Genomic DNA, 13380 nt, shown 5'->3' on the forward strand with positions numbered 1-13380 from the left:
GCCTCTGCGGCGCGCGCAACAGATTTCGCCACAGGCCAGGCTTGCGGCTGTGACGAAACCATTACCCCTTCTTCGCGTTCTCCAGCATCGCACGTAAGCCGGCGACGCGCGTTTGCCCGGTTTTCACTCGCTCTTCTGCGCTGATCACCTTTTTCTCACGCTCCCACGCCACATCATCCTGCGGCAATTCCAGCAGGAAGCGGCTTGGTTCCGGACGCACCAGCTCGCCGTACTGACGGCGCTCGCGGCACAGGGTAAAAGTCAGCTCTTTCTGCGCGCGGGTGATGCCCACGTAGGCCAGGCGACGCTCCTCTTCGATATTGTTCTCATCGATACTGCTCTGATGCGGCAGCAGCCCCTCTTCCATGCCCACCAGATAGACATAGGGGAACTCCAGGCCTTTCGAGGCGTGCAGCGTCATCAGCTGGACCTGATCGAGCTCTTCGTCGCTCTCACCGCGCTCCATCATGTCGCGCAGGGTAAAGCGCGTCACCACCTGCGCCAGCGTCATCGGCTCGTTAAGTTCGTCGCCCTCCAGCATTTCGGTCATCCACTGAAACAGCGTATTGACGTTCTTCATGCGCATTTCCGCCGCTTTCGGGCTGGGGGAGGTTTCGAACAGCCAGCTTTCGTAGTCGATGCCGCGAATCAGGTCGCGCACCGCATTCACCGGTTCACGCTCGGTGAGCTGAACGATTTCATTCAGCCAGTGGGTAAAGCGCTGCAGATGCTCCAGCCCGCGCCCGGAAAGCGTCTGTTCCAGCCCCATATCAAAGCTGGCGTTAAACAGGCTTTTGTTGCGCAGATTGGCCCACTCACCCAGCTTCTGTAGCGTTGCCGGGCCGATCTCGCGGCGTGGCGTGTTCACGATGCGCAGAAACGCGCTGTCATCTTCCGGATTGGTCAGCACGCGCAGATAGGCCAGCAAATCTTTGATTTCCGGCCGCGAGAAGAACGACGTGCCGCCGGAGATGCGATAAGGAATACGGTTTTGCATCAGCAGCTTTTCAAATACGCGCGACTGATGGTTACCGCGATAAAGAATGGCGTAATCTTTGTACTGGGTTTTATTAATAAAGTGATGGGCAATCAGCTCGCCCGCCACGCGCTCGGCTTCGTGATCTTCGTTGTTGGCGCTCAGCACTTTCAGCTCGCTGCCCTCGCCCAGCTCAGAGAACAGCCGCTTTTCAAACACGTGCGGATTGTTGGCGATGAGGATATTGGCGCATTTAAGAATACGCTGCGTCGAGCGGTAGTTCTGCTCCAGCTTCACCACTTCCAGCGCCGGGAAATCCTCTTTCAGCAGCACCAGGTTCTGCGGCCGCGCGCCGCGCCACGAGTAGATAGACTGATCGTCATCGCCGACCACGGTAAAGCGCGCCCGGGCGCCGACCAGCAACTTCACCAGCTCATACTGGCTGGTGTTGGTGTCCTGATACTCATCCACCAGCAGATAGCGGATGCGCTGTTGCCAGCGTTCGCGCACCTCCTGATTCCGCTGCAGCAGCAGGGTCGGCAGCAGAATCAGATCGTCGAAATCCAGCACGTTACAGGCTTTCAGATGCTGATCGTACAGCGCGTAGCAGTGGGCAAAAATCTGGTCGCGCTGTGATTTGGCGAGGCCGGCCGCGCCCTGCGGGTCAACGAGGTCGTTTTTCCAGTTGGAGATGGTGGAAATCAGCTGCTGCAACAGGGTTTTATCTTCTTCCAGCCACTGTTTGGTCAGGTCCTTAAGCAGCGCCAGCTGATCCTGATCGTCGAACAGCGAGAAGGTCGATTTCATGCCGAGCGCCTTGTATTCGCGCTTGATGATCTCCAGGCCCAGCGTGTGGAAGGTTGAGATCATCAGGCCGCGCGCCTCTTTGCGTCCCAGCGTTTGCGCCACGCGCTCTTTCATTTCGCGCGACGCCTTATTGGTGAAGGTCACCGCCGCGATATGACGCGCCTGATAGCCGCATTCACGGATCAGATGGGCGATTTTATTGGTGATCACGCGGGTTTTACCGGAACCCGCACCGGCCAGCACCAGACAGGGACCGGTGACAAATTCGACAGCACGTTGTTGGCCGGGATTAAGACGCATAGAAAAACATCACTCAATTTAATCAGACAGGAAGATTTACATCGCGCCGTAGGGTGCGCATTGATGCGCACCTGAGCGCAAAGGTCGCCATCAATGGCGACCCTACAACTGAAGCGCACTACGCTATAATGCGTCGCACATTATACATAACGGGAACACCATCATGGCGAAAACCGCGGCGGCTTTACATATCCTGGTGAAACAGGAAGCGCAGGCGAAAGCGCTGCTGGCGCAGCTGGAAAAGGGCGCGAACTTTCAGCAACTGGCAAAAAAACACTCGACCTGCCCGTCCGGGCGTAACGGGGGCGATCTGGGGGAGTTTCGCAAAGGGCAGATGGTGCCGGCGTTTGATAAAGCGGTGTTCACTTGCCCGCTGCTGCAACCTTACGGACCGGTGAAAACCGCTTTTGGCTACCACATCATCAAAGTGCTGTGGCGTAACTGATCACTTTTTGCTTTTCATCTGCTGGAGCACGTTGCTGCACTGATTATCATCGGTGTCGCTCGGCGAAATCAGCGCCAGCAGTGCGGCCGCCGGCGCGACCACGGCCCCCAGCGCGACGGCTGCGGCACCGCGCGCCAGCAGCGGACCGGCTTTGACTCCGGCATCCGGGTTTTTGAAGGTGCCGCGCACATACAGCGGCGAACGCAGCGTAATGATACGAATGCCCTTGCTCTCCGGATTGATCGACAGATCCAAGCGCTCATTAGCAAAGTTAGCGTTGCCGGTAACGTTGATCACCGCGTTCTCGGTATCGAACACGAACAGCCGCGGCGTCGCCAGTCCCTGACGGATATTCAGGTCGGTCGCGGCACAGTTGATGCGCACCTCATCGTCGCCAAACAGTTTACCCACCACATAGTTACCAACGTTCAGCCCGGCAATCTCCATCAGGCTGCGGCTGATCAGGCCATCGTTCATCAACAGTTTCAGCTCGCCATTGCTGGTGCCCAGCAGGTCGGCCACCGAATTGCCGGTGCCGGTCAGGCTGGCATCCCCGTTGAGCTGGCCGAGACTACGCTGCATGGCGGTGACATCCGGGAACAGCTGACGCAGCTGCAGCTTGCGCGCATGCAGGTCGGCGCGGCCGCGCATCGGTGAGCGATCGCCCTCCAGATGGATGGTCGAATTAATGCTGCCGCCGGCCATGCCGAAGCGCAGCGGATCCAGCAGCAGGTCGCCATTTTTCAGCTGCAGATGGGTATAGAGATCGCTGAGCGGCAGCTTGCTGCTGTGCTCGATACGCTTGCCGCTGAACTTCACGTCAGCGTCCATCACATCCCAGTTTTTGGTATCGAACTTGTCATGTGGCAACACGCGATCCGCCGGCTGGGTGCTGGCCTCACCGCGCTGCGCTTTGGCCTGCGCCGTTTTTTCACTGCCCTTGCCGGAGTTAACCCCAATCAGCGGCCCAAGGTCCGCCATACGCAGCTGGTTCGACGTCAGCTCGCCGCTCAGCGTCGGACGCGGTTTGCCCTGACGATAGCTGAGCGAGCCGTGAATATCGCTGTCACCAATATGACCGTTGAATTTTTCGTAGCGGAACAGCGGCCCTTTCTCTTCATTGAAACGCGCAATCAGATGGCCGTCAGTTTCATACGGTGGCGTGTCCGGCAGCAGCACGCCGGTTAAGCCGTACAGATTTGCCAGCGTGTCGCCGGAGAAACGCAGCCGCACATCCAGCCCGCCGAGATTGAGCGGATCCTGCAGGGTGCCATCCACGCGCACACGTGTGGTGCCGTTGCGTACGTCGAGCTGTAACGGAAACGGCGTGGTTTTGCTGCGCAGCGACAACATACCGCCAATCTTACCGTCGCCATCGAGTTTCTGGTTGTTGTAGGTCCCGCTTGCCTGCCAGCCAAACACAAAATCGCCGGCCCCTTTTTGCTGGTCGTTACCGCCCGCGACCTGCGCGTACGGCACCGGTTTACCCAGCGGATTGATCTTCACCGTGACATCGGCTTTGTTGATGGCGTCGCGATAGCGCAGCTGTCCCTGATCGAACAGGATATTATCAAGGCGGAATGACCATGCCGAAGGCGGCGCGTTGGGGTCACTGTTTTCGCTGCTGGCGAGGTTGAAGGTCCAGTTATTTTTCTTATCGGCGGTCTGCACCAGTCGCGCATCCGGCTGCTGCATCTTAATCCACGGCAGGTAAATCTCTTTGTGCAGCAGCGCCAGCGGCGCCAGCGTGGCTTCCACCCGCTGCAAATGCACCATCGTCACTTCCGGCACGCTGGGCGGATTACCGAGCATAACATCGTCAGCGTGCACCTGCGGCCACGGTACCCAGCTGCGCCAGCCTGGCTCTTCGCGATTGCGCACCCAGGCCACGCCAAGATCGCCGCGAATAGCGAACGGTCGGTTCAGTTCTGCCGAGACTTTCTGGTTGATGGTTGGCTTCAGGCGGTTCCAGTCAAAGGTGGCGATAATCACCACGACCACCACAACCAGCAACAATAAAATCCCGACCACCCAGCTAATTATTTTTCCTGTACGCGACATTTTGCCTCCTCCTTGCCCTTCCACGTCTCCTTAAAGATAGTCGAGACGTGGCAGAACGGAATTACGGAAGCTCAAGTACCAGGTTTTCCAGCTGGTTAAACGGCAGCGGACGTGAAAAATAATAGCCCTGTGCGGCCATGGCGGGCGAGTTGCGTACCTGCTGCCACTCCTCCTCGTTTTCCACCCCTTCGACGATCACGCCGTTACAGTAACGGTTGATCAGCGCCAGCAGCATGGAGAACAGCGAGCGCCCTTCATCACTGGCGCGCAGCAGCATAAACAGCTCGCGCGAAAGCTTGATGTAGTCGTAGCGCAGTTCGGTCAGCGCGGAGAAGTTGGCCATGCCGGACCCAAAGTCATCCAGCCACAGCGGGCCCAGCTCCGGCATCTGCGCCACCATCTCTTCCTGCGGCAGCGCGTGATGTTCGGTCAGTTCGAAGCGCACCCACGGCAGCTGGACGATCAGCGCGCGCACGGGCGCATGCTGCTGAATGGCCAGTAACGTGGGACCATCAATATTGACGGAGGCCACCAGCTGACGCTGGCTGAAGAAGGAAGCCCACTGTAATAACAGTTCAAGCTGCTCCTGGACGATGTCGAGACGCTGGGCAATGGTCAGCGCCTCGAAATAGTCTTCGGGTGACACGTTTTGCTCCGGTGCGGCGGGATGCACCACGGCGGTAAGCAGTTCAATAGCCAGTAAGCGGCCAGAAACCTGGTAAATCGGCTGGAAAGTGTAGCACCGTTGGCACTGCTGCCAGTAGAGACGGGTTTCCTGTTGTTGCTCAAGTTCGGGAGAAAAAGGCAGCCGATGACTCAAATTCTTCATCACCATGGTGTTTTCCTGGTTGGTATTGAGTGCCTGCAAATAGCATCTCAGTGGCAAGTATCGGCTCTCCCCTGGATAACTTTATTGGTCTGCGCAGCCACACGAGCTGTTGAGTCTAGCAGCGTGTCTGCGGCTTAATCGGCAAAACAACCCCCGGTTTGGCCGCTAAATCGGTGCAGAAGCGCGGTTTTACGCCTTAAGGCAAATTAAAACAGCGTTTTAAAAAGCATTGACGACTGCCATACCAGACGCGAGACTAGAGCGCAGCATTCACTACAGGCCAAACACCATGACGCAGAAAACCATCGCCATTATTGGCGAATGCATGATTGAGCTGTCCGAAAAAGGTGAGAACATCAAACGCGGCTTTGGCGGCGATACGCTGAATACCGCAGTCTATCTGGCACGGCAGAGCGATCCCAGCCAGCTGCGTGTGGAGTATGTCACCGCACTTGGCACCGACAGCTTCAGCGACCAGATGATCGCGGCCTGGCAGCAGGAGCAGGTGCACACGCAGCTGGTGCAGCGCCTGCCGGACAAAATGCCCGGGCTTTACTTCATCGAAACCGATGCCCACGGCGAGCGCACCTTTTGGTACTGGCGCAGCGATGCTGCCGCGCGCTTCTGGCTGGATAGCCCGCAGGCCGGGGCCATCTGTCAGCAGCTGGCGCATTACGACTATCTCTACCTGAGCGGCATCAGCCTGGCGATCCTGCCTGAGGCCAGCCGCGAAAAGCTGATGGCGCTGCTCAATGCCTGCCGGCAAAACGGTGGCACCGTGATTTTTGACAACAACTATCGGCCGCGTCTGTGGGCGGATAGCGCCAGTGCGCAGCAGGCGTATGCGGCGATGCTACGCCACACCGATATCGCCTTTCTGACGCTGGATGATGAACACCTGCTGTGGGGCGAACAGCCGCTGGCGGACGTGATTGCGCGCACGCGCGCCGCCGGCGTGCAGGAGATTGTGATCAAACGTGGTGCCGACTCCTGCCTGGTGGCGCACGGCGACGAGCCGCTGCGGGATGTTGCGGCCATCAAACTGGCTCCGGCGCAGATTGTCGATACCACCGCCGCAGGTGACTCCTTCAGCGCCGGTTATCTGGCCGTGCGCCTCGCGGGTGGCAGCGTGGAGCAGGCCGCAGCGCGCGGCCATCTCACCGCCAGTACGGTGATCCAGCATCGCGGCGCGATTATTCCGCACAGCGCGATGCCAAAAACCGTTTAACACCGCACACGATTGTCGCGCCGCGCTGCCTGCTGCGCGTCGCGACAATTTCCCCTCTGCCCTGACGAGAAATTGATTATTACGCTGAAAAATATCACCGCGAAAATTTGGCTTAATGACGCAGATTCACCGGGCAATTTTTACTAACGACGCACGCCATCCAGCCTCCTCTCTGCCTGACGCTCACCACTTAAATGCCGCTAATCAGACTGATTTAAATTCAATGCATTACGACGATAAACCCGACCGCCAGGCATAGTCCGAAACTGGCGACGCCGGCGGTTTTCGGCTGGACGATCGCGCGAAAAAAGACCATGTTTTAATCAACCACAGCAGGAAGCTGTCAGGTCGACCGCGAACACAATAACGACAACATGACTCGCTCAGGACAGATTTATGCACACAGAAATTATCAATATCTGGCCGCACGGCGACGCGCCAGGCGCGAGTGACTCGCGCGCTCAGCCGCAGATCGTCGATTTGGCCAGAGAGTTCGAACCTTACGACCGCGCCGCCACCGGTGTGCGCTGCCCGGAGATGGCGATCTGGCATCCGGAAACCTCAAACGGTATCACCCTGCTGGTGGCACCGGGCGGCGGGTATCAGCGCGTACTGATCGACCGCGAAGGCAGCGCCCTCGCCACCTTTTTCACCTCGATGGGTTACACGCTGGCGGTAATGACCTATCGCCTGCCGTACGACGGCCATCATGAAGGACCGGATGCGCCGCTGGCCGATGCCCAGCGTGCGGTGCGCGTGCTGCGCGAGCGCTCACAGCGCGGCCTGAACGGTAAGTACATCGTGATGATGGGCTTTTCCGCCGGCGGACACGTGGCCGCCAGCCTCGGCACCCGCTTTGGCGAAAAAATCTATCCGCTGCAGGATCAGGCCGACAGCCTGTCACCGCGGCCTGATGCAATGGTGCTGCTCTATCCGGTCATCAGCATGCGCGACGGTCTGGCGCATGAAAGTTCACGCACCCGCCTGCTGGGCGCGTGGCCGGATCAGAAAAGCATTGATGCTTATTCGCTGGAGACGCGCGTGCACGGCCAGACGCCGCCGACGCTGCTGATCCACGCCGCTGACGATGAGACGGTTTCCGTTAATAACAGCATGGTGTTTTTTAGTGCCCTGCGGGAGCACAAGGTGCCGGCGGAAATTCACTTTTATCAGAAAGGCGGCCACGGCTTTGGGATTCGTGGCGTGGCGGATCTGCCGCTGGCCAGCTGGCCGATGCTGGTGACCGAATGGCTGCGCGCAAAGACCTGATGCCCCTGCTACTTTGAACCGCAGCGGCGCTGGCGGCGCGCGTTCATCCCGGTCGCTTACGTAAGCTTCTGAGGATGACACCCGTGCCGCCTTACTGCAGCGCACCTTATTGCGGGGATTCATGCGCCCTGGGTCATGACGAGGGTTGAGCCTGATCGGTCGCGCTCGCGCTGCCATTATTTTCGGGTTTAGCCTCATCCGGGGTAGCGGCGGCGGCAGGCGCATCCGGAACCTTCATCACCTTGTCCCAGCTGTCCTGCAGCATCCTGACGTTGGTTTCGGGCTCACCCTGCGGCTGAATCAGCACCATGGTGAGCTCCTGCGTTAACTGCTGACGCAACTCCTGGTTGAGCTGGTCGCGCGTTAACTCGCTGAGAAACGCCTGACGCAGTTTCTGGTACTGCTCCGGCGCGATATCCACCACGGAATTCTGCTGCGAGCGCAGACGTTGCCCCATCAGAATATCGGTGTCGGTGCGCGCGTAGGTGGCAAACAGTTTGTTCAGTTCCAGCAGCTTTTGCGCCATCAGCGCATCAAACTCCTCCTGCGGCAGACCTTTGTCACGCACGGTGGCCAGCTCACGCGCCACCTGGTTCAGGTTCTGCGCCAGCGACGCGTTAGGCGAATCCATGTTAATGGCGCACTGCGCACGCTGATACAGCACGCGACAGTCGAAGCCAACCTGCACGCTTTGCGCTTTGCTGTCGGCCAGCGCGCGCTGGACGTGCCAGAACAGCGCTTCGCGCGCCAGATCGCTCTGCCAGTAGCGCTGCAGATTCTGCGAGTCGCGGATCGGCTGCCATGGCGTATCCCACACCAGCGACAGGCGATCCTGCATCATGCCGCCGTTAACCAGGTTGATTGGCTGATGCGGCAGCGGCGACAGCGTGGGCAGCGCCGCGGGCGCCACCCGTTTGCCTTGCAGTGGCGAGAACGCTTTGTTGATCTGCTCCGCCATGCTGCGGCTATCCACGTTGCCCACCACGTACAGCGTCATGCCGTCCGGCGTGTACCACTGCTGGTAAAAGGCATTAAGCTGCGCGATATCCACCGGCGCGCGCGGCTGTTCGCCCGGATCATGCGCTAGCATGGTCGACCCTTTCAGACGATAGCGCCACCACACATCCTGCGTATTGGGCGGCCAGGTCGCGATGGGATCGGTGGCGGTCAGCGCGGTCGACACCACCTGCTCATTGATGGTCATTTTACCGGCGGTGGCCGCCAGCCAGCTGAGCGCCTCTTTCAGCAGCTCCGGCCGGTTGTTCGGCAGGCTGAGATTGTATTGGGTGAAATCATAAGACGAGATGGCCGGCGGCAGCGGTCGCTGTGGATCCATCGCCTGTTGCCACAGTGCGCGCTGCTGATTGGTATCCAGCGCGGTGTTATGTACCATCGCCAGACGCGGTAAAAGATGGCTGAACCCGGTTTGCTGGGCGCTTTCCACCAGCGAACCGGTATTAACTATCAGGCGCAGCTCGATGCGATCGCTCGGACGTTGTGGTGTGGTCAGCAGCTGCCAGCTGAAACCATTGTCCAGTTTGCCTTCCTGCCAGGCGGGATCAGGCTGAAGTGTTTCGGCGTGGACGCCGAAGCCAGATGCCGCAAGCAGCCATCCGCCAACCAAAAGCCGAATTCTGGTGCCCTGCATGTGAACCCCTACTCAAACAGATAAACGCTCGTGCGCGCCATAGGCGGTCGCTTTTCAGCGAACCACGGCGGCAGGCTGCCGCCACGTTTATACAACGACAGACTCTTTGACCACAGGAAGGCCAGGATGTCGCGCGACGAGGAAAAAAATCGGGAAAAAAATCAATGGGGTTATTATGCAAATGCCCGCTGTCAGGGCAAGCGACAGCGGGCATTTCACGACAAATTAACGCAAATAGAGGATTACGCGCTGGTCTGTGAAGCGTTATTGACCTTTTTCGCTGAAGAAAGCGTCGCTTTCATCTGCGCTTCATCGAGCTGGCCGACCCACTTCGCCACCACCACAGTCGCCACACCGTTACCCACCAGGTTGGTGAGCGCACGGGCTTCCGACATGAAGCGGTCAATGCCGAGAATCAGCGCCAGACCGGCCACCGGCAGATGTCCCACCGCCGACAGCGTAGCCGCCAGCACGATAAAGCCACTGCCGGTCACCCCTGCCGCGCCTTTGGAGGAGAGCAGCAGCACCACTAACAGCGTGATCTGGTGGAAGACATCCATGTGGGCGTTGGTCGCCTGAGCGATAAACACCGCCGCCATGGTCAGGTAAATCGACGTGCCATCGAGGTTGAACGAGTAGCCAGTTGGAATCACCAGCCCGACCACCGATTTCTTACAGCCCAGCTTCTCCATCTTGTCCAGCATGCGCGGCAGCGCCGACTCGGACGAAGACGTTCCCAGTACAATCAGCAGCTCTTCTTTGATGTAGGCAACAAACTTGAAGATGTTGAAGCCGGCCCAGCGGGCAATAATGCCCAGCACAATCACCACGAACAGTACGCAGGTGATGTAGAAGCAGATGATCAGCTGACCGAGCTGCACCAGCGATCCGACACCATATTTACCGATGGTGAACGCCATGGCGCCGAACGCACCAATCGGCGCCAGACGCATGATCATGTTGATCACGCCAAAAATCACCTTCGAGAAGCTCTCGATGACGTTGAACATCACGGTGCCGGCGTTACCGAGGCGATGCAGCGCAAAGCCAAACAGGATAGCGAACAGCAGCACCTGCAGGATGTTACCGCTGGCGAAGGCACCGACCACGCTGTTCGGGATCACGTCCAGCAGGAAGGCAATCACGCCCTGCTGCTCAGCCTGCTGCGCGTAGACCGCAACCGCTTTGGCATCCAGCGTCGCCGGATCGACGTTCATTCCCGCGCCCGGCTGGATCACGTTGACCACCACCAGACCGATAATCAGCGCGATGGTGCTGACAATTTCGAAATAGAGCAGCGCTACTGCGCCGGTCCGTCCAACTGCTTTCATGCTCTCCATGCCGGCAATACCGGTCACCACCGTACAGAAAATCACGGGGGCGATGATCATCTTGATCAGCTTAACGAAGCCATCGCCAAGCGGCTTCATTTGCGCGCCTAACTCAGGGTAGTAGTGGCCTAACAGGACGCCGATGCCGATGGCAACCAGCACCTGAAAGTAGAGGCTTTTGAACAGTTTCATAACAGGTGTCCAGGTATAGACGGCATTCACCGCCATTGTTATGGAGAAACGCATGCGGCAAGCCGCCTGGAAGCGTATGACCTTACCGATGGCGAGGAAAATAACACTCTGTTAACAGGATTAGTATACCCTTACATTCCTTACAAAAGTTACAAAACTCTAACTATGAACTGAAACGCTTCAGCACCCCATAACGGTGCAATTCTGCAAGGAAAATCAATAAATAAGGTGATTATTCAGACGGTGACGAGCTGGCCAGCCAGCGCTGGTTAAACACCGATAACGGCAGGGCTTCAGCATATAAGTAGCCCTGCCCGATGGTAATTCCGCGCGCCAGCAGCCAGTCGCGCTGCTCGGCGGTTTCGACGCCTTCGGCTATCACGTCGAGGTGGATGATATCGGCAATCGCCGCCACGATGCGCACCATGGTGTCATCATCCGGCAGCGCGGCGACAAAGCTGCGATCCATTTTTAGCTTATTGACCGGCAGCGCTTTGAACTGATGCAGGTAGTTGAGATTGGAATAGCCCATGCCGAAATCATCCAGCGCGACCGCCACCCCGGTTTGCTGCAGCGAGCGCAGCAGCGCCATCGCCTGTTCAGCATCGCCAATCTGCGCGGTTTCGGTGATCTCCAGCACGAAGTTACCCGGCGCAATGCGGTGGCGCTCCAGTAGCCCCTGCAGGTGGCTCACCACGCTGGCATCGCGCAGCTGTACTGCGGAGATATTCACGCTGAGCGGCAGATTGATGCCGTGGCGCTGCCAGCCAGCGATAATGCGGCACGCCTCTTCAAAAACCCAGCGGCCGAGCGCGGAGATGACGCCAATCTCTTCGGCGCTGGCGATGAACTCTTCGGATAACCCGTAGCTGCCGTCCGGCATACGCATGCGCAGCAGCGCTTCTGCGCCGGCCAGCTCGCCAGTGGCCATATTGATTTGCGGCTGCAGATAGAGCGCAAACTGGCCATCCTGCAGGCCCTGCAGGATGTCGTGCTCCTGGGTTAAGCGCTTCTGCGCCCGCTCGGTCAGCGCCGGGTCAAAGAACAGAATCTGGTTTTTACCCTGATGGCGCGCCGACATCATCGCCGACGTGGCGCGCGCCAGCTGTTCGCCAGCGGACACGGTGTTGTCATCATGCAGCGCCAGACCAATGCTGGCGTTGGGGCGCAGCTGCAGCTGATACAGGTTCACCGGCTGGTTGATGCGTAGCATCAGGTTGCGCGCCAGCCGCATGGCGCGAAACGGGTTGTGCGCACGCTTCATCAGTAGCGCAAAGTCGCTCGGTCCGGTCTGTGCCAGCAGGGTATGGTCATCAATGGTACTGCGGATTTTTTCCACCAGCGTCAGCATCAGCGTATCGCGCTGCTCATCGCTCAGGACGCCATTGGCTTCCTGCAGGGTTTCGATGCGGATCACCATCAGCCCCCACGGCTGCTGGCTGTGGCGATGGCGGATGTGCTGATCAAGCAGCGCCAGAAACAGCGCGCGGTTGGGCAAATCGGTCACCGCGAAATGGGTGGTCAGCCGGCTCATCTCATCGTGAATCGACTCCAGCACCTGCTGATTGCGGTTGTAGCTGCGAATCAGCATGCCGATCTCATCGTCGCGATGATTGTGCGGCAGCGCCAGCTTATGAGTGAGAATGGCGGGCGGCGGCAGCTCCTGCAGCTCACGCGAAATATTACGCAGCGGATGCACGATCAGCCGGTTGATACACCAGCTGATCGCCACGGACAGAATCAGCGCCAGCAGCAGATAGGTGGTGATCATGGTGGACAGCGTGCTGAGCAGGAACTGATAAACGCGCGACGAATCAGCCTGCAGCACCAGATAGGCAATCGGCTTCGGCAGCCCGCTGCGCTCGACCGAATAGAGCGGCAGCGTAATCTGCACCGGCAGTTCGAATAGCCGGGCGACAAAGCGCGGCACCGGCTTCTCCGGCGCGAAGTCGGCGTGCAGCGCCTGGAAGGCGTTCGGCAGCACCACATCGGCGCGCGACAGAATGCCCGCCGGCTTAAGGGTATTCAGAATGCGTTCGGCCTGCGGGATATCGGCTTTGAGCACCGCTTCGGACAGCGGCTGGCGCACGGTATGCGCGACGTTCTCCATCTGCTGGGCGTAATCCACCCTGCGCTGCTGCACAAAATGGAATAACTGGATGACGATAAAAATACAGATGGTGACCAGCGCCACGGCGGACACGGTGGCCATCTGCTTTATCGTTAACGAACGACTGACGCGCAACAAAACCTCTCCTGGCCGCCGGGGGCCGTGACAGTTGCCGGAATGCGCA

General features: G+C 58.8%; 9 protein-coding genes. 3 read left to right on the top strand and 6 right to left on the bottom strand.

Features of this window, described 5'->3' with window-relative positions; translation table 11 throughout:
* Positions 1-61 precede the first annotated feature (61 nt).
* Complete coding sequence (gene rep, locus AC6I8F_RS18610; protein WP_058758096.1) at positions 62-2083, bottom strand: DNA helicase Rep; 2022 nt, start codon at positions 2081-2083, stop codon at positions 62-64.
* A 163-nt stretch (positions 2084-2246) separates the two neighbouring features.
* Here rep and ppiC point away from each other — a divergent pair, with 163 nt between their 5' ends.
* The gene (ppiC, locus tag AC6I8F_RS18615; protein ID WP_058758095.1) at positions 2247-2528 is read left to right on the top strand and encodes a peptidylprolyl isomerase PpiC; all 282 of its coding nucleotides are present in this window, start codon (positions 2247-2249) and stop codon (positions 2526-2528) included.
* On the opposite strand, the gene AC6I8F_RS18620 is transcribed toward ppiC, so the two are convergent.
* Positions 2529-4589 carry an AsmA family protein gene (locus AC6I8F_RS18620; RefSeq protein ID WP_058775505.1) on the bottom strand — a complete coding sequence of 687 codons (2061 nt, stop codon included), beginning with the start codon at positions 4587-4589 and terminating at the stop codon, positions 2529-2531.
* Between the two features lie 61 nt (positions 4590-4650).
* The gene (gene pdeH / locus AC6I8F_RS18625; RefSeq protein ID WP_021506997.1) at positions 4651-5424 is read right to left on the bottom strand and encodes a cyclic-guanylate-specific phosphodiesterase; all 774 of its coding nucleotides are present in this window, start codon (positions 5422-5424) and stop codon (positions 4651-4653) included.
* 283 nt (positions 5425-5707) lie between these two features.
* On the opposite strand from pdeH, the gene kdgK reads away from it, so the two are divergent.
* Positions 5708-6646 (top strand): 2-dehydro-3-deoxygluconokinase, encoded by a 939-nt coding sequence (kdgK, locus tag AC6I8F_RS18630; protein ID WP_498028341.1) that lies wholly within the window; start codon positions 5708-5710, stop codon positions 6644-6646.
* Between the two features lie 396 nt (positions 6647-7042).
* Positions 7043-7915: an alpha/beta hydrolase gene (locus AC6I8F_RS18635; protein ID WP_058758092.1), complete on the top strand. Its 873-nt coding sequence runs from the start codon at positions 7043-7045 to the stop codon at positions 7913-7915.
* A gap of 133 nt (positions 7916-8048) precedes the next feature.
* Here AC6I8F_RS18635 and AC6I8F_RS18640 read toward each other — a convergent pair whose 3' ends face one another.
* From AC6I8F_RS18640 to hmsP, 3 genes are all read right to left on the bottom strand, one after another.
* A complete protein-coding gene (locus AC6I8F_RS18640; RefSeq protein WP_166712355.1) occupies positions 8049-9563 on the bottom strand; it encodes a M16 family metallopeptidase in 1515 nt (504 codons plus the stop codon).
* 242 nt (positions 9564-9805) lie between these two features.
* Entirely contained in the window at positions 9806-11086 is a 1281-nt protein-coding gene (locus AC6I8F_RS18645) for a dicarboxylate/amino acid:cation symporter (protein ID WP_031279619.1), read from the bottom strand.
* A gap of 232 nt (positions 11087-11318) precedes the next feature.
* Positions 11319-13331: a biofilm formation regulator HmsP gene (gene hmsP, locus AC6I8F_RS18650; protein WP_021507002.1), complete on the bottom strand. Its 2013-nt coding sequence runs from the start codon at positions 13329-13331 to the stop codon at positions 11319-11321.
* Positions 13332-13380 lie beyond the last annotated feature (49 nt).

This window comes from gamma proteobacterium symbiont of Axiagastus rosmarus (genome assembly GCF_059730925.1).